A 17405-nucleotide genomic window follows, 5' to 3' on the forward strand; every position below is an offset into this window, starting at 1 on the left:
CTCCTGATGATAATTGTCGTGTGGCGCCGCTCAGGCGGCCTTCTGGGCTTCGGCGGTCTGCTCGAGCACGCCCATGATGTCGGATTCCTTCATGATCAGGAGATCCTGACCGTCGATACGCACCTCGGTACCGGACCACTTGCCGAAGAGCACACGGTCGCCGGCCTTCACGTCGAGAGCAGCCACCTTGCCGCTCTCGTCGCGAGTGCCGTGGCCGACGGCGACGACTTCGCCCTCTTGCGGCTTTTCCTTGGCAGTGTCCGGGATGATGATGCCGCCAGCCGTCTTCTCTTCGGCTTCGATGCGGCGGACGACCACGCGGTCGTGCAATGGGCGAAAGGTCATGGGTGCCTCCTCGTTCTTAGAATTGGGGCACTCGTCTGCGCCAGACAGCAGCATTAGCACTCGGCGCATGAGAGTGCTAACCGGAGATAATCATGGGGCCGGGAGGGCTGCAAGCCCATCCTTATGGATAGGTGAGCCCGGAGAGAACCGGATCCTCGGGAGCGACGTTGACCCATAGGCTGCTTGGCCGTTTGGAGGTTCAGTCGTGTTGAGTTTTGAGGCTGTTGAGGAGGTCTGTGAGAGCAAGCAGACGACACTTGTCATCCACCCGGCGATCCGCCGCGCGATCAAAGGATACGAGGAGAGCTTCTACGTCGGCTTGCGCTGCTACCTGGCAGGAGAGTCCGATGGTGTGTACTTCCTTCCTCTCAACGGGAGTGGCTACGTGCGCCTCATCTTCTCGAAGCGGGTTTCGTCTGGGGGACATAACCTTCTCAGGATCGACCCGCTGACCAAGGAAGGGCTGGCTCGAATCAAAATATCGTTGGGCTAATCAGAGCCAATGCAATAATACTGCGTCTTCGATGGTTTCCCTAGGCCTCGAACTCTGGATCTAGCAAGACCACCCGCAGCTCAGCATGCAGCGTATCAATCCTATTGTCAGGGGGCCCAGACCTGTTTCGCCTCACCTGATGAAGCTCAGACAGATGAGTAGTATGACGTCTCATCGGAGCCTGAATGAGCTTTATTTACCCTTGGTCTCTTGCTGGTGATCCGTGGCAAGGACAAAAGCCAAACTGTCTCGGAGGGTGCCATGGCCGACCACAACCACGACAACGCCCACGATCCGCACGAGCACTGGAAGCACCACGGCGTTCAGGTGATCAAGGGCGACCGCCTCGATCCGAACACTGCCCAGACCCCAGGCATGTTTCGCCAGGCCGCGATCAATCATGCTCGGGTGGGGGCCCAGAAGATCTGGGCGGGCACGGTGTCGATCCAGCCGAATGCTAAGACCGGGGTGCACCACCACGGCGAGCTGGAGAGCGTCATCTATGTGATACGCGGCAAAGCCCGCATGCGCTGGGGTGAGCGTTTGGAGTTCGTGGCGGAGGCCGGACCAGGCGACTTCATCTATGTGCCGCCCTTCGTGCCCCATCAAGAGATCAACGCCAGCCCCAACGACCCGCTGGAGTGTGTCCTGGTACGCAGCGACAACGAGGCCGTCGTGGTGAACATCACCGATGTGGACCCGGTCGAGCAACCAGAAGAAGTCTACTGGATTGACCCGATCCACAAGCACCCAGAATAGGGCCAGGACAGCGGCTCAGAGACAGGCTCAAATGTAGCCGTTGCTTTATCTGGGCCGCCTGCGGGTTCACTCTGCCCGCTCGCTTGCCCGCAAGATCACCCCAAGGACGGAATTTACGCCCACATGCAAGCCTACAAGACGCTGGAAGAACGCTTTGCCCGCATCAGCTCGATCGAGGACGCGATCGGCATTCTGCAATGGGATTCCGAAACCCTGATGCCGGAGGGCGCCGCCGACAGTCGGTCCGATCAGCTCGCAACTCTCAAGGGCATCGCCCATGAGCTTCTCACCACCCCTGACATGGGCGACCTGCTGGACCAGGCGGATCAGGGCAGTGATCGCCTCGACAATTGGCAGCGCGCCAATCTACGTGAGATGCGGCGGATCTATCTCCATGCCGCCGCGGTTCCGGCCGACCTCGTCGAGGCGAGCTCGAGAGCCGTCTCCCGGGCGGAGCTGGTGTGGCGCGAGGCCAGGCAGAACGGCGATTTTGCCCTGCTCCTGCCGCAACTGTCCCAGGTGCTCGCCTTCCAGCGGCAGATCGGCCAAGTCAAAGGCGAGGCGTTGGGGCTGTCCCCATACGATGCTCTCCTCGACAGCTACGATCCGGGCCTCCGCCAGGCGACCATAGATCGTCTTTTTGCCGATCTCGGCGCCGAGCTGCCCGCCCTAATCCAGGAGGCGCAGGAGCGCCAGAAGGAACTCCCCGCCATCCAGCCACTCAACGGCCCCTTCCCTGCCGATGATCAGCGACGCATCGGCGAGCAGTTGATGAAGGCCGTCGGGTTCGATTTCAACCGGGGTCGGCTGGATGTGAGCCTGCATCCGTTCTGCGGCGGATCCACGGGCGACGTCCGGATCACCACCCGCTACAGCGAGGCCAACTTCATGAGCGCACTCATGGGGGTGCTTCATGAGACTGGTCACGCGCTCTATGAGCAGGGCCGCCCGGAACTGTGGCGGCGTCAGCCGGTCGGGCTGGCGCGCGGGATGAGCCTGCACGAGAGCCAGTCGCTGCTCATCGAGATGCAGGCCTGCCGCAGCCGGGAGTTCGTCACCTATCTTGCCCCCCTCGTGCGGGAGACTTTCCAGGGAGAGGGTCCAGCCTGGAGCCCGGACAACCTCCACCGGCTCCTAACCAAGGTGGAGCCCGGCTTCATCCGCGTGGATGCCGACGAGATCACCTACCCGGCCCACATCCTGGTCCGTTATAAACTCGACAAGGCGCTGATTGGTGGCGACCTCCCGGTCCAGGACTTGCCCTCAGCGTTCAATGACGATGTCAAAAAGCTTCTCGGTCTCACAGTTCCCAATGACAGCCTGGGATGCTTGCAGGATATCCACTGGCCAGGCGGCGCCTGGGGCTACTTCCCAACCTATACCCTTGGCGCCATGACGGCGGCCCAGCTCTTCAGAGCTGCCTGTCAGGTCGATGCGGACATCCTCCCAGGGCTGGCCAAGGGTGATTTCGCGCCACTACGGACATGGCTGCGCGCCAACGTTCATGCCAAGGGCAGCCTGATGACCACCGATCAGCTTCTCGTGGCGGCAACCGGGCGACCGCTGACTGCTGAGGTCTTCCGCGCTCACCTGCGGGAACGATACCTCGGACGCTGAAGGGGCGTAAGCTGCACATGAGATCCATCATCTTCACTCTGGACCGAGCGTTTTCGCGGATAGCCACCATCCTGTTTACAGTCCTTATGTCTCTTGGGCTGCTTCCCGGACGTGCAGCGGCTCAGCCCGTCAGCGATCCATGTCGGCCAGTCCGATACGCTGATAGCGGCTTCGTGGTTTGTACGGTGGATCTCCGACAATACGAGGTCAGGCTGTTCTGGCGCGGGCCGAACGGGGAAGTCCTTGGCTCGTTTGATCGGTTGAGAGGGACGCCGGAGGGTTCACGCCTTGCTATTGCGATGAATGCCGGCATGTACCATGAGGACCGCTCGCCCGTAAGACTTTACGTTGAGAACGGAAAAGAGCTGAAGGCGACCAACACAAGGAACGGGCCCGGTAACTTCCACCTCAAGCCCAACGGCATCTTCTATGTCAAAGGCCGTCAGGCAGGCGTGCTTGAGACAGGAGCCTATCTGAAGCGGAAAATCAGGCCGGACTTCGCGACGCAATCGGGCCCAATGCTCGTCAACGACGGGAAGATCCACCCTCAGTTTTCAGAACAAAGCACCTCCCGCAAGATCCGGAATGGCGTCGGCGTGAAAGGCCAAGACGCGGTCGTGTTTGCGATTTCAGAAGACCCAGTCACGTTCAGCACATTCGCTCGTTTGTTCCGGGACGAGCTAGGTTGTCCGAATGCTCTGTTTTTGGATGGAAGTGTCTCCAGCCTCTATGCCCCTTCATTGGAGCGGATGGACACACTCATGCCCATGGGGCCGATCGTCGGGGCCTTACGCCGGCGCCCATAGTAGGTGGCTTCAGTGGCAGTGCAGACGTTTCAGGCGGAAGCTAGAGGCGGAACGGCGATGCCTTCAGGGTCTATGCAGAAAGTGGTCATTCACAAAGCCGGCGGGTACGAGCAGCTGAAGCTTGAAACTCATCCCGTGCCCAAACCTGGCGAGGGTCAGGTTTTGATCCGCACCGAGGCAGTGGGTGTGAACTATGCTGACATCTGTGTTCGCTGGGGCGTGTACGAGTCCGCGCGTCGGTTTGTGGGCTGGCCGATCACGCCCGGATTCGAATATTCAGGCTGGGTGGAAGACGTTGGCCGTGAGGTCAAGCATGTGAAACCCGGCGACCCGGTGTTTGGGGTCACTCTCTTCAACGGCTATTCCACGCACGTGTGTGCCCCGGCGGATCTGGTATGGCCCAAGCCTAGGGCGCTCGACTTCGAGGCCGCCGCCGGTCTCCTGGCCGTCCATCTCACCGCCTATCATGGCCTGCTGCAGAACGTGGTAATTCGGCCCGGCATGAGGGTGCTCGTGCATTCGGCCGGCGGCGGCGTAGGGTCGGCGCTCGTCCAATTATGCAAGCTGCACAATCTGCATGTGACAGGAGTGGTGGGGAGAAGTCACAAGGTCGAGTATGTGCGCCGGCTCGGCGCAGACGCCGTGATCGACAAATCCACTCATTCGCTTTGGGATGAGACCAAGCGCCTCTGCCCTGACGGCTACGACTTAATCTTTGATGCGAACGGCCCTGAAACTTTGGCGCAAAGCTACGCCCATCTGAAGCCCACGGGTAAGCTGTTGGTCTATGGCTTTCATAGTTTGTTGCCCAAACAGGGTGGGCACATCAACTACCTCAAGGCGACCCTTGGAATGCTGAGGATGCCACGCTTCAATCCTTTGTCGATGACAAGCGAGAACAAAGGTGTCGTGGCGTTCAATTTGTCGTTCCTCTTTCCGCGTGCCGACCTGTTGCACGCGGCTGTGAACGATCTCACCGCCTGGTTAGAAGCGGGGGACATTCGGGTCCCCAAGGTTCGTTCTTTTGCATTGGAAGATGTGGCTCAAGCTCACCGAGTTCTGGAGTCAGGCGAAACCACGGGCAAGTTGGTCTTGCGAACAGCGCCGCGCTTCAGTGCGTCAGCGAACGAGGCAACTGTTCAGGGAGCCTCTGCTCCCGATCAATGAGCGCCAGAGTTGCCTGAATACGCTGGGGAAGAGGCTGCCTGATCACCTCGGCATAAATAGAACGGAGATCTTGCCCGATCCGGCGCAGGAGTTCGGTATCGGAGATTGCCACGGGTCGCTCGCCTCCATCCGATCCGTTGTCCATCTTCACCTCCAAATCCGCAGCCATCTCCTGAGTATCGCTTTGCTAACCAATGGTTAACCACATTCCTTTTCGTCTGTGGAAACCGAGCAGAACTCTGTGACTGTTCAGATTTGACGCTTGCAACCTCAGCATCACAACTGGACCCGCGAATTGCCCTTCCTCACGGTCGTGTCAAGCCGAATCGCCGCAAAAAAGCCTTGAAACGAACCAAGAACATCTGATGCCAATATAGGGAGAGCATCCTCGTCAGCGGTGCCATCCAACGATACAGTCGGAGAGCCCAGGAACCTTCCCTGGCAGGCACCATGAACCAGATGATTCGCCCATCACAAACTGATCAGAGGCCTGCCCTCGAGACGCTCGCGGGTTCGGTGGAGCGCGTCACTTTCCACAATGCGGACAATGGCTTTGCCGTCCTGAAGGTGCATACGCGGGGCAAACGTGACCTTGTGACAGTCGTGGGCCATACCCCGGCGGTGTCGGCCGGGGAGTGGATCACGGCAAGCGGACTATGGATCAGCGACCGCACGCACGGCCTCCAATTCAAGGCCGAGGTTTTGAAGACCACCCCGCCGACTGGGGCAGAGGGCATTGAGAAGTATCTGGCCTCAGGCCAGATGCGCGGCATCGGGCCAGCTATGGCCAAGCGCATCGTCGCTGCCTTTGGCGTGGACACCTTTGAGATCATTGAGGCCGCCCCTGAGCGCCTCACGGAGGTGCCCGGCATCGGCCCTATGCGGGCCTCTCGCATTGTGGCGGGCTGGGCTGAGCAGAAGGCGGTGCGGGAGATCATGATTTTCCTCCACGCGCACGGGGTCGGCACGGCGCGAGCCGTACGGATCTTCAAGACCTACGGCTATGAGTCCGTTCAAGTCATGACCGAGGACCCGTACCAGCTGGCCAAGGACGTGCGTGGCATCGGCTTCCGGACGGCGGACGCCATTGCAGCCAAGCTCGGGATGGAAAAGACTGCTCCTCAGCGCATCCGGGCTGGTATCTCCTTCGCCCTCCAGACAGCGACGGATGAGGGGCACTGCGCATTGCCGGTCGAGGCTCTCACCCGGCTGGCCGAGCAACTCCTTGAAGTGGATGAGGCCCTGATCCGCACCGCCATCGTCGAGGAGCTGTCCAAGGGCGAGATCGTCTCGGACACCATCGGTGAGGAGACCTGCCTCTTCCTGAAAGGGCTGTACTTGGCCGAGCAGGCGATTGCCTCCCGGTTGATCGAGCGAGCGTCTGGTCCAGCACCTTGGCCCGAGATCGACCTCGACAAGGCCATTCCCTGGGTCGAGAGCCGCACCGGCAAGACCCTGGCGGCCTCGCAGCGTGAGGCGCTGAAGCTGGTGCTCGGCTCGAAGGTAGCCGTGGTAACCGGCGGTCCAGGCGTCGGCAAGACGACGCTGCTCGACACCATCCTGCGCCTGCTCGTCGCCAAGGGCGTGCAGGTGGCGCTGGCGGCGCCGACGGGACGCGCAGCAAAGCGCATGACCGAACAGACCGGCCTGGAGGCCAAGACCATTCACCGTCTGCTGGAGATCGATCCAAAGCACGGCGGCTTCTCGCGCAACGAGGAGAACCCGCTCGACTGCGATCTGCTGGTGGTGGACGAGACCTCCATGGTGGACGTGCCGCTGATGAATGCCTTGACGAAGGCTATTCCCTCTCATGCGGGCTTGCTCCTGGTGGGTGACGTGGATCAGTTACCCTCTGTCGGCTCGGGGCAGGTGCTGGCCGACGTCATCGCCTCCGAGCGCATCCCAGTCGCCCGTCTGACTGAGGTCTTCCGGCAGGCGGCAGAAAGCCGGATCGTGGTCAACGCCCACCGGATCAATAAGGGTCAGATGCCCGAGGTGCCAAGGGCTGGCGAGGAGACTGACTTCTACTTCGTGGAAATCACCGATCCCGAGGAAGGTGTGCCGAAGATCATCCAGATGATCAAGGAGCGGATGCCGCGCCGGTTCGGCCTTGATCCGATGAAGGACATCCAGGTGCTCTGTCCCATGAACCGGGGTGTGCTCGGAGCCCGCAACCTCAACATCCAGCTTCAGGAGGTGCTCAATCCCAATCCGCCTGCGAAGGTCGAGCGCTTCGGTTGGCGCTTCTCGCCGGGAGATCGCGTGATGGAAACCCAGAACGACTATGACCGGGATGTGTTCAATGGCGACCTCGGCACAGTGGTGCGGATTGACGACGAGGAAGGAGCTTTGATCGCCTCGTTCGATGGGCGAGAAGTGTCATACCCCTTCGGCGAACTCGATACGCTGATGCCGGCCTATGCCACTACGATCCATAAGTCGCAAGGCTCCGAATATCCCGCCGTCATCATCCCGGTCGTAACACAGCACTTCACGATGCTGGCTCGGAATCTGCTCTACACAGGCGTCACCCGCGGCAAGCGGTTGGTCGTTCTGGTGGGCCAGAAGAAAGCAGTCGGAATTGCAGTTAGAGGCGGGCAGATGAAGAGGCGCTGGACGAAACTGCGGGAGTGGTTAGCTGCCCACTGATCAACAGCTCAAACTTCCTTTGTTATGACGCGCCCAAGGTGTGGGATTCCAACACCATACGCAAAGCTCGAGATAAAATAAGTTAGACCATGCCGCTGCTCGCATACACCAACTCAGGAGAGCCGCTTATTGCTCCACTGATGACCGATGTTGAATGGGAGCAATTGCGATCAGCGCGAAATCGCGATGCGTGGATGCCATATGGGAAAGGGCGGGCCATTCCCAAGACATCGCGCCTTGGAACACGTTTCTTCGCGCACCCTCCTGGGCAGACTCCCAGGGGAGCAAAGGAAAGCGACCTCCATCTTTACATCAAAGCCCAAAGCCTGATTGGAGCTCGAGCCGCGGGTTGGGACGCCCTGCCGGAGCAATCTGGGACAACACCGGATGGTCAGGATTGGCGGGCAGATGTCCTGTGCCGCCGGCCTGGAAAACCCTGGACCGTCGCCATTGAAGCTCAGGTTCAGCTCCAGGGGGAGGAAGCCTACCGCCAGCGGCAAGAGCGCTATGTGGCTTCGGGCATTCGCGCCCTCTGGCTGGTCGCTCATGAGCCTGCGGCCCTGCATCATTATTGGCTTAGGCCTGACCCACATCTACCGGCCTTCAAAACCACAACCTGGAAGGATCAGGATGGCCAACCGGGAGCGCATGTGCATGTCGACCACCTGTCGCTCAGCATCTCTGATTTTGTCACCGGTGCCCTCACTGGTCAGCTTCAGTGGTCCGGAAATGGCCGGCACGGGATCATCACACTTGTTCTTCGTGAGGACCAATGTTGGCACCGCACCTGCCGAAAAAGAGTTCTCCTGGCCTACAGGGCTGAGGCGCCACATGGGAGACCTCTTGAACTTGAGGTGGTCCAAGCGATGAACGGCTATGCAGACGCTTATACCAAGGCTCAGGCGGCTCTTCCTGATCTCGCAGAAAGCCCACTGCGCTTCAGAAAAGTTCTCACGTCGCGCTGTCCCCATTGTACACGGGAGATCCGTTATCAGCGCGAAGATTGGGCAGGCCAGAGCGCCGCTTATAAGTTGCCAATCGGCATCAATATTCCGGAGCAGGGAAGCCAGATCGGCTTACCCCCCCATACCCAGTGGCGCTGGGGGCCCGAGGCCCGCTGGCCCCAGTGGGCTCCCCTCGGTGGCATCGGTCCGATCTCCCATCAGCCTCTTGAGATCCGGCCGAGGCGCCTGGCGCCTAAGACAGGTTGATGGATCTCGATCATCGAGCTTGACGCGAGAGTCATAGGTCCCGCATCCGGGGTGAGGAGCTTGCCGGGTCGCAAAGCTATGTCTAACAATCGGCTGTCAGGAGATCATTCATGCTGCACGTTCCGGCCTACATCACTGCAAAGCCCGGTATGCGCGAAGCTGTGCTCCGGGAGTTCCGGGCGAACATGCCGGATGTGCATGCCGAAGAGGATTGTATCGAGTACGTTCCCGTTGTTGATCTTCCGGCATTCGGACCCTCCCAAACCGAGCTTGGGCCGGACACCTTTGTTGTGGTCGAGAAATGGGCGAGCCCTGAAGCGCTCAGAGCGCACGCAGTCGCCCCACACATGCGGGCCTATAGTGAGGGGACGGCTGACATGATCGAGACCCGCGTGATCCACGTCCTGTCGCCTCTCTAAAATCCTCCCTGAAGAGTCGCCCCTGCTGCTGGAGCTCTCCTTTGATTACATTCTACTACAATCTTGCCCGAACCCGATGAAGGTGGCGCTGTGCCTGGAGGAGATGAACCTCCCGTATGAGCTCAAGCCCGTGGATACCCGTAAAGGCGAGCAGCACCAGCCGGACTTTCTGGCTATCAATCCGAATGGCAAAGTGCCTGTGATCATCGATCAGGATACCGGCGCAAGGGTCTTCGACTCGAATGCAATCCTGCTCTACCTTGCGGAGAGGACCGGACGGTTTCTGCCCGACAGCACACCGGTTGCGCGGGGTGAGCTTCTCTCTTGGCTGATGTTCGTTGCAACGGGCGTCGGCCCATTCTCAGGCCAAGCCGTGCATTTCAAGCACTTTGCTCCTGAGCCCAAGAACTACGCCGTCAATCGTTATCTATACGAAGCGAAGCGGCACTACGGTGTCATTGATGCCCATCTATCCGGGCAGCGCTACATGGTGGGTGAGACTTACACCATCGTGGATATGGCCTTATGGGGATGGGCACGCATGGTGCCGTTCATCTTGGGCGAGAACTCATGGGGCGACTTCCCGAACCTCAAGCGTCTCTTCGATGAGATCAGCGCTCGCCCGGCTGCTCAGGCCGCTGCCGCGCTGAAGGAGAAGCACAGCTTCAAAGCTGAGATGGACGACGAAGCCCGCCAACATATGTTTCGGCATTTGGCCGCCCCGGCCAGCTGACTTCTCACCCGTGCCGCGGCTCCTCCGTCCAGTATGCAGAATCGCCACTGGGCGGAGATAAATGCCGTAGAGTAACATAGATGTCCAGGGGAGTTCCCCGTCGGATGCTGCAGGTACGGCACCCGATGGGACGAGCGGCCCTGGTGCGAAACTGCTAAGGCAGCCTTCCCGCCTTAGGTCCCACAGAATGTCCGATAGACGCGCTGGTGCGGTTCCGGCGGCTCGGAATAGTGGGCGAAAGCGGGCTGATCCTGATAGGGATTCGAGAGAACAGCCAGAAGCTCCTCGAAAGGAGCAAAGTCGTCCCGCTCCACCGCAGCCTGTATCATCGCCTCCACGCGATGATTGCGCGGGATAAAGGCTGGATTGACGGCGCGCATCGCGACTTGGCGGCTTGCGCCATCCTGCGGCTCAAGGCTCAACCGCTCCCGCCAGCGGACGGCCCAGGCGTCGTAGGCGAGCGGGTTGATGAAGAGGTTTCGGACGGCCTCGTCTCCCGCAGGACCAGCGGCAGCATCGCTCAGCCGCCGGAAAGTCAGGGTGAAGTCAGCCTGGTTCTCAGCCATCGCGTTCAGCAGATCCCCGGCCAGTGTCAGGTCTTCCTCGCGCTCCGTCAGCAGCCCGAGCTTGCGCCTGAGCCCCGCGTGATAGGCCGCCTCGAACTTACCCGAGAAAGCTTCGAGCGCCTCGCTCGCGTCAGCCACGGCCTTATCCTCGTCCAGGAACAGGAGCGGCAGAAGCGTCTCGGCCAGCCGGGTCAAATTCCAGAGGCCGATGCGCGGCTGGTTGCCATAGGCATAGCGGCCCTGGCGGTCGATGGAGCTGAACACCGTTGCGGGATCGTAGGCATCCATAAAGGCACACGGGCCGTAGTCGATCGTCTCGCCGGCGATGGACATGTTGTCGGTGTTCATCACCCCGTGGATGAAGCCGATGTGGAGCCAACGGGCGATAAGGTCTGCCTGGGCTGCAATGACTTGGTCTAGAAACGCGCGATAGGGCCGGTCGCTCTCGGCAGCCTGCGGGTAGTGCCGGGCAATGACGTAGTCCGCAAGGAGGCGTAGCCCCTCCACATCCTGCCGGGCTGCGAAGAACTGGAACGTGCCGACCCGAATATGGCTCGACGCCACCCGGGTGAGAACCGCACCGGGAAGCAGCGTCTCGCGGGCAACCGTCTCTCCGGTTAACACTGCCGCAAGCGCACGCGTTGTCGGCAGGCCGAGCGCTGCCATGGCCTCGCTGAGGAGATACTCACGCAGGACAGGTCCCAACGCCGCCCGCCCGTCGCCGCGGCGTGAGAAGGGTGTCGGACCCGAGCCCTTGAGCTGAATGTCCCGACGGATGCTATTTTGGTCTACCACTTCGCCAAGGAGGATGGCGCGTCCATCGCCGAGCTGTGGCACAAACTGCCCAAACTGGTGCCCGGCATAGGCCATGGCGATGGGCTCGGCCGCATCCGGAACGCGGTTGCCGGACAGAAGCTCAACTCCGTCAGGACTGGAGAGGCGATCAGGGTCGAGGCCGAGGTGTAATGCGAGATCCCGGTTCAGCCGGACGAGCCTTGGAGCTGCGACGGCTTCGGGTTCTACGCGCGCATAGAACCGATCAGGCAGGCGCGCGTAGGTGTTGTCGAAGGGAAAATGAATTGTCATGGGACCGATTTCACCGTCGGGACTCCGTGAAATCGTAGCTGGCCCTCCTGAAAGCAAGGGGCAGAGGCCACAACGTTCCTTGTTATATGAGAATGAGCGACGCCTTAACGTCGCTCCCTAGATTCGACAGGCACTGCGTTGGGCTGCCACTCGAGAGCGCCCTGTCTTTATGCTGTCAAGGCAACCATACCCGTTTCAGCAGCTCGCTAACTGACAGGGTTGGCCTGACATCTTCAACATGTTCCGGTACCGGCTGTTCAGGCCATCGGTGTTGGTGCGTCAGGCGGGATTAGCCGCTCTTCCTTCAACTCGCTCCAGACTGCCGATGGGATCTTCGCCGCCATGAGCTGGCCATTCTCGCGCACCTTGTCGGGATGCTTGGCGCCGGGGATGACCCCTGCCACAACCGGATGCGCGGCGCAGAACTGGAGCGCGGCTGAGCGTAGATCGACACCGTGACGGCGGCAGATTTCCGCTATCCGATCTCGCTTCCGCACCATTTCGGGTGGCGCCTCCCGATATTCGAAGTTGCGTCCGCCCGCGAGCAGCCCGGAATTGTATGGCCCTCCGACAACCACATGCACGCCCCGCTCCGCGCACATGGGGAAAAGGCGATCAAGCGCAGGCTGGTTCAGGAGGCTGTAGCGGCCGGCGAGCAGGAACACATCGGGATCGGACATTTGGAGCGCACGCTCGCACGGTTCGGTCAGATTGACACCGAAGCCCCATCCCTTGATGACACCTTCGTCGCGCAAGCGAATAAGTGCCTTGGCGGCACCGTTCATCGCTACCTCGAACAGTTCCTCCCAGGCAGGGCCATGGTGATCGGCGGCGAGATCATGGATGTAAACGATATCGATCTGGGCCAAGCCAAGGCGCTGATAGCTATCCTCGATGGAGCGCATCGTTCCGTCATAGGAGTAGTCGTACTCGCCCCGGAACGGCAGGCCATGAACGAAGGGCGGGTTTTCCGGTCCGCTCGGATCAGCACGCATAATCCGCCCTACCTTCGTGGACAGGACGAACTCCTTGCGCGGGTAGCGGCGCAGTACATTGCCGAAGCGGTGTTCGGATAGCCCGCTTCCGTAATGAGGCGCGGTATCGAAGTGGCGTACTCCCGTCTCCCAGGCTGCAAGAAGCGCCGCTTCCGCTGTTTCGTCGGATACCACGTCGAACATGTTGCCCAGCGGGGCGCCGCCGAAACCGAGCGAACCGGGCGGAGCGAAGTGTGATTGGGTCATCTTGTATCTTTCCGTTTCAGGGGATGATGCGCTTCAGCTTCAAGCTATCGATGGTGGAGAGGAGCGATAGGCGAGAATCCATTCGTTCCGTAAAGCCGAACCGGTAAATCTTGTTCGACCAAGACTTCGCCCGCCTTTGGCTCAGGAGTTTCGATCTCGCCAACGTGAAGGACGTTGCGTGCCGCGCCCCTGCTCTCGTGCCAGGCCACCTCATCCCAACCTCGCAGTCCTTGTGATTAACCCGTGTTGTCCTCTCAACGCGCTATGGGGACCTGGTTTCCATCCTAGCAGCAGCCCAGGGGAGGCTAACAGAACCGGTCATCACTCGAACGCAGAAGCGTGGCCTCTTAGCTTCCTGCCACACGGGGACCTGGGAATTTGCGTTGCGCCTGACCCTGAACCTCATTCGGGTTGGACGGCTCACCCCGTTCATGGCCGTCCAAGTCGCCGTGCTTGTATTGCTCCTTGGACCATATCCGGGTTCATGCTTGAAATCTTGGCTGTGCGCCGCCATCTCATCGCCCGCCAGAGCAACAAGGTTCATCTCACGCCATGACGACTGCTGACGCCCCTCCCGCCCCTGAGAGCCATACCTTCGAGGCCGATGTCGCCAAGCTGCTGCACCTGATGGTGCACTCGGTCTATTCCGACAAGGACGTCTTCCTGCGCGAGCTGATCTCGAATGCGGCCGATGCCTGCGAGAAGCTGCGCTATGAGGCGATCGCCAACCCTGCCCTGCTCGGCGACGATCCCAAGCCCCGGATCACGCTGCTGACTGATACCGAGAACCGCCGCCTGACAATCCAGGACAACGGCATCGGCATGAGCCGCGATGAGATGATCGAGGCCCTCGGCACCATCGCCCGCTCGGGCACCAAGGCTTTCATGGAGCGGATCCAGGCCGCCCAGGGTGGCGAAGGAGCCCAACTCATTGGACAGTTCGGCGTCGGCTTCTACTCGGCCTTCATGGTGGCCGACCGAGTCGATGTCGTCTCACGCCGCGCTGGCAGTGATGAAGCCACGATCTGGTCGTCCGACGGCAAGGGCTCCTATACGGTTGCGCCGATAGCGTTGGATGAGGCCCCGGCCCGCGGCACCCGGGTGGTCCTGCACCTGCTGGAGGACGCGGCCTCCTACACTGAGCGCTACCGGCTCGAGCGCATCGTCAAGGAGCAGTCCGGCCACGTTCCCGTGCCGATCGCCATCATCGAGAAGCCCGGCGCGGAGCCGCAGGAGGTCGCTGACGGCGCTGCTCTGTGGGCGAAGCCGCGCTCTGAGATCACGCCTGAGGACTACACTGACTTCTACCGCAGCGTGGCCGGCCAGTTCGACGAGCCAGCCCTGACGGTGCATTTCCGGGCCGAGGGCCGCCACGAATACACGGCGCTTGCCTTCGTGCCGGGCTCCACGCCGTTCGACCTATTTGATCCCGACCGTCACGGGCGGATGAAGCTCTATGTGAAGCGGGTCTTCATCACCGACGAGGCCGAGATCCTGCCGCGCTACCTACGGTTCGTGCGCGGACTGGTCGACTCGGCCGACCTGCCGCTCAACGTCTCGCGCGAGATGATCCAGGAAAGCCCGCTTCTGGCTGCCATCAAGAAGGGCGTGACCAGCCGGATCTTGAGCGAGCTCGAGAAGCTCGTGCAGAATGATGCGGAGGCCTACACCAAGGTGTGGGAGGCCTTCGGCCCAGTGCTGAAGGAAGGGCTCTACGAGGATTTCGAGCGACGCTCGACATTGCTGGGCCTGGCCCGGTTCAAGACCACCGCGTCGGGTGGCGGGTGGCGCTCGCTCAAGGATTATGTCGGCTCACTGAAGGAGAGCCAGACGGCCATTTACTATGTGACGGGAACGGATCTCGCCCGGCTTGAGGCCTCGCCGCAGCTCGAAGGGTTCCGGGCCCGCGGCATCGAGGTGCTGCTGTTGCCGGATGCGGTTGACAGCTTCTGGGTCACGGCCGGCATCGATTACGAGGGCAAGCCGCTCAAGTCGGTCACACAAGGCGCTGCGGATCTGGCATTGATCCCGCTGACCGAAGCCAAGCAGGAATTGGACACGAATGCTACAGAAGCGGTGGCGCGCTTCATCCAGTCTGTGAAGGAGACCCTAGGTGCGAGCGTCGCCGACGTCCGCGCCTCTGAGCGACTGACGGAAAGCGCCGTCTGCCTCGTGGCATCTGAGACCGGGATGGACCGCCAGCTGGAGCGGCTGCTGGCCCGAGCCGGGCAGCTGGGATCGGCGGCAAAGCCTGTTCTCGAGATCAATCCTCGCCACGACCTCGTCCTCGCTTTGGCGAACCTCGGAGACGCCGAGCAGCCCCTCCGCGAAGACGCAGCCCATCTCCTGCTGGATGAAGCTCGGATCTTGGACGGTGAGCTCCCGGGCGATGCGAAGGCGTTTTCACAGCGGCTCACCCGGGTGATGCGACGAGGCATGCCTTAAGCGGCGACTGCGAACGATTATTCGCGGGGGCGATCAACAATGACCGCCTCCTGCTACGACGCGGACAACCGCTCAGGCGGTCTTCCGTTTCAAATCGAGCGCCTTTCGCACTTCCGGCGCGACCTTCGTGCCCAGGATCTCGATGGCCCGCATCAGTTTGGCATGATCCAGCACCCCGATGGCCATCTGGATCAGGATACGGTCGAAGCGGAAGATTTCGTGCGCGGCTAGGATCTTGTCCGTCACCTCTGCGGGGCTCCCGACAAAGAGCGCACCGCGTGGACCACGGGCCGCGTCGAAGTGCGAAAGGCTCGGCGGTGGCCAGCCTCGCTCTCGCCCGATCCGGTTCATCACCTCCGCTTGCGGGGCATAGAAGATATCGACTGCTTCCTGAGTAGTGTCGGCAACGAAGCCATGCACGTTGATAGACGTCTTCAAGGTTGCTGGATCGTGCCCTGCCCGCACGGCCGCCTGCCGGTAGAGGTCAAATAAGGGAGCAAAGCGCGCCGGCTCGCCTCCGATGATCGCCAGAGCCAGTGGCAGGTTGAGCACCCCCGCCCGCGCGACGGATTGGGGCGTGCCGCCGACCGCAATCCAGATCGGCAGGTTCTCCTGATAGGGCCGTGGGTAGACGCCACGATCCATAATGGCAGGAGTATGCTGACCGCCCGGCCAGCTGACGCGCTCGCTCTCGTTCAGCTGCATCAGGAGTTGCAGCTTTTCCGAGAAGAGCGTGTCGTAATCGTCGAGTTCATAGCCAAAGAGGGGGAAGGACTCGATGAAGGAGCCGCGTCCGGCCATGATCTCAGCGCGTCCGTGGCTGAGATTGTCCAGGGTGGCGAACTGCTGGAACACGCGAATTGGATCGTCAGAACTCAGCACCGTCACTGCGCTCGTCAGGCGAATGCGGTTCGACTGCGTCGCAGCCGCCGCCAGTGCCACAGCGGGTGCTGAAACTGCATAGTCAGGCCGATGGTGCTCACCGAGGCCGAACACATCAAGCCCCACTTGGTCAGCGAGCACGATCTCCTCCACGAGATTACGGAGGCGCCCGGCCGGGCTGATCCGGCATCCAGTGACGGGATCGGCGCCCACGTCGCCGAAGGTGTAGAGTCCGATCTCCATAAGAATGGTCCTTCCGTAGGGCCTTTGCCCAATCACAACTCCGCTGTCATGGGCACCAGCTGCCCTTTAAATGGCAATGCCCCTGGTGCTCGGCCTATGACTCGTGGGTGAGACACTGGTTACTGCCGGCTGTCGCCGCCTCCTTAGGGGGCGTCTGCATGCACGCATGGTTTCCGAAGCGGGACATAACACACCTCATGTCCCGGTCTAGCGACTTTGAACCCTCGAGCAAGCTTGTGCCTACGCAAGGCAAGCAACTCGGTCTGAAGGTCGATTTCGCCGCTCTTAACGAGGCGAATAATGGTCTGGATGAACCCAACATGAAAACGCATGGAGGTTTGGCGAGTGATAGACCGGCCCGAGACCATAGGTCTGCTGCGGCGACGGCGGCTCTCCGAGGAAGAACTGAGCTAGGAACGTGAACACGCCACTGCCTCCAAAGATGCGGGGAGTGTCACCTCCCCTTCCCTCGATGTGGCTCAGCTCTGCGCCTGGATCGTCACCGAATCGCCGAGACAGCGTAAGCGGTGCGGTGAGCGAAGCGAGTGGAGCCAGATAGGCTGAAGGCCGTCGCGCCCTCTCCTACCCTCATGCTTACGGAAAACACTTACTTTTGCATTTGTCGACTGAACTCTTCTAACGAGTTGTGCATAGTCCAAGCAAAAGCTGACAAAGATTTCTATCAATAGAACATCCGTAGCTTCATGGCGGCTTTGCGCTCAAACGTTGCCCATCAATTTTCC

The 17405-nt window shown here is 60.9% G+C and carries 13 protein-coding genes and 1 pseudogene; 10 read left to right on the top strand and 4 right to left on the bottom strand.

Annotated elements, in window-relative coordinates:
* Positions 1–30: 30 nt before the first annotated feature.
* Complete coding sequence (gene groES / locus U0023_RS25825) at positions 31–345, bottom strand: co-chaperone GroES (RefSeq protein ID WP_009489517.1); 315 nt, start codon at positions 343–345, stop codon at positions 31–33.
* A 205-nt stretch (positions 346–550) separates the two neighbouring features.
* On the opposite strand from groES, the gene U0023_RS25830 reads away from it, so the two are divergent.
* The 9 genes and pseudogenes from U0023_RS25830 (at position 551) to U0023_RS25870 (ending at position 10199) form a co-directional block, all read left to right on the top strand.
* Positions 551–838 (top strand): hypothetical protein, encoded by a 288-nt coding sequence (locus U0023_RS25830; RefSeq protein WP_009489518.1) that lies wholly within the window; start codon positions 551–553, stop codon positions 836–838.
* A gap of 261 nt (positions 839–1099) precedes the next feature.
* Positions 1100–1597: a cupin domain-containing protein gene (locus U0023_RS25835; RefSeq protein ID WP_009489519.1), complete on the top strand. Its 498-nt coding sequence runs from the start codon at positions 1100–1102 to the stop codon at positions 1595–1597.
* Positions 1598–1720: 123 nt separating this feature from the next.
* A complete protein-coding gene (locus U0023_RS25840; protein WP_009489520.1) occupies positions 1721–3214 on the top strand; it encodes a carboxypeptidase M32 in 1494 nt (497 codons plus the stop codon).
* Between the two features lie 17 nt (positions 3215–3231).
* Complete coding sequence (locus U0023_RS25845) at positions 3232–4020, top strand: phosphodiester glycosidase family protein (protein WP_009489521.1); 789 nt, start codon at positions 3232–3234, stop codon at positions 4018–4020.
* A gap of 72 nt (positions 4021–4092) precedes the next feature.
* Positions 4093–5187 carry a synaptic vesicle VAT-1 family membrane protein gene (locus U0023_RS25850; RefSeq protein ID WP_154660929.1) on the top strand — a complete coding sequence of 365 codons (1095 nt, stop codon included), beginning with the start codon at positions 4093–4095 and terminating at the stop codon, positions 5185–5187.
* Between the two features lie 450 nt (positions 5188–5637).
* The gene (gene recD2, locus U0023_RS25855; RefSeq protein WP_009489524.1) at positions 5638–7836 is read left to right on the top strand and encodes an SF1B family DNA helicase RecD2; all 2199 of its coding nucleotides are present in this window, start codon (positions 5638–5640) and stop codon (positions 7834–7836) included.
* 89 nt (positions 7837–7925) lie between these two features.
* Positions 7926–9047, top strand: coding sequence for a competence protein CoiA family protein (locus U0023_RS25860; RefSeq protein ID WP_154660930.1), 1122 nt, complete (start codon positions 7926–7928; stop codon positions 9045–9047).
* A 110-nt stretch (positions 9048–9157) separates the two neighbouring features.
* Positions 9158–9466 (top strand): putative quinol monooxygenase, encoded by a 309-nt coding sequence (locus tag U0023_RS25865; protein ID WP_009489527.1) that lies wholly within the window; start codon positions 9158–9160, stop codon positions 9464–9466.
* 41 nt (positions 9467–9507) lie between these two features.
* Positions 9508–10199, top strand: a pseudogene (locus tag U0023_RS25870) (glutathione S-transferase family protein).
* 173 nt (positions 10200–10372) lie between these two features.
* Here the strand turns inward: U0023_RS25870 and U0023_RS25875 are convergent.
* Both U0023_RS25875 and U0023_RS25880 read right to left on the bottom strand, forming a co-directional pair.
* Complete coding sequence (locus U0023_RS25875) at positions 10373–11851, bottom strand: protein adenylyltransferase SelO (RefSeq protein ID WP_009489529.1); 1479 nt, start codon at positions 11849–11851, stop codon at positions 10373–10375.
* 257 nt (positions 11852–12108) lie between these two features.
* A complete protein-coding gene (locus tag U0023_RS25880; RefSeq protein ID WP_009489530.1) occupies positions 12109–13092 on the bottom strand; it encodes an aldo/keto reductase in 984 nt (327 codons plus the stop codon).
* 552 nt (positions 13093–13644) lie between these two features.
* On the opposite strand from U0023_RS25880, the gene htpG reads away from it, so the two are divergent.
* The gene (htpG, locus tag U0023_RS25885; protein ID WP_009489531.1) at positions 13645–15537 is read left to right on the top strand and encodes a molecular chaperone HtpG; all 1893 of its coding nucleotides are present in this window, start codon (positions 13645–13647) and stop codon (positions 15535–15537) included.
* 72 nt (positions 15538–15609) lie between these two features.
* On the opposite strand, the gene U0023_RS25890 is transcribed toward htpG, so the two are convergent.
* Entirely contained in the window at positions 15610–16662 is a 1053-nt protein-coding gene (locus U0023_RS25890) for an LLM class flavin-dependent oxidoreductase (RefSeq protein WP_009489532.1), read from the bottom strand.
* Between the last annotated feature and the right edge of the window lie 743 nt (positions 16663–17405).

This window comes from Microvirga lotononidis (assembly GCF_034627025.1).
Taxonomy (GTDB): Bacteria; Pseudomonadota; Alphaproteobacteria; order Rhizobiales; family Beijerinckiaceae; genus Microvirga; species Microvirga lotononidis.

Coding starts and splice junctions, on each gene's coding strand:
- htpG (WP_009489531.1), top strand. CDS start 13,645: ATGACGACTGCTGACGCCCCTCCCGCCCCTGAGAGCCATACCTTCGAG.
- U0023_RS25840 (WP_009489520.1), top strand. CDS start 1,721: ATGCAAGCCTACAAGACGCTGGAAGAACGCTTTGCCCGCATCAGCTCG.
- recD2 (WP_009489524.1), top strand. CDS start 5,638: ATGAACCAGATGATTCGCCCATCACAAACTGATCAGAGGCCTGCCCTC.
- U0023_RS25860 (WP_154660930.1), top strand. CDS start 7,926: ATGCCGCTGCTCGCATACACCAACTCAGGAGAGCCGCTTATTGCTCCA.
- U0023_RS25845 (WP_009489521.1), top strand. CDS start 3,232: ATGAGATCCATCATCTTCACTCTGGACCGAGCGTTTTCGCGGATAGCC.
- U0023_RS25835 (WP_009489519.1), top strand. CDS start 1,100: ATGGCCGACCACAACCACGACAACGCCCACGATCCGCACGAGCACTGG.
- U0023_RS25850 (WP_154660929.1), top strand. CDS start 4,093: ATGCAGAAAGTGGTCATTCACAAAGCCGGCGGGTACGAGCAGCTGAAG.
- groES (WP_009489517.1), bottom strand. CDS start 345: ATGACCTTTCGCCCATTGCACGACCGCGTGGTCGTCCGCCGCATCGAA.
- U0023_RS25890 (WP_009489532.1), bottom strand. CDS start 16,662: ATGGAGATCGGACTCTACACCTTCGGCGACGTGGGCGCCGATCCCGTC.
- U0023_RS25865 (WP_009489527.1), top strand. CDS start 9,158: ATGCTGCACGTTCCGGCCTACATCACTGCAAAGCCCGGTATGCGCGAA.
- U0023_RS25880 (WP_009489530.1), bottom strand. CDS start 13,092: ATGACCCAATCACACTTCGCTCCGCCCGGTTCGCTCGGTTTCGGCGGC.
- U0023_RS25875 (WP_009489529.1), bottom strand. CDS start 11,851: ATGACAATTCATTTTCCCTTCGACAACACCTACGCGCGCCTGCCTGAT.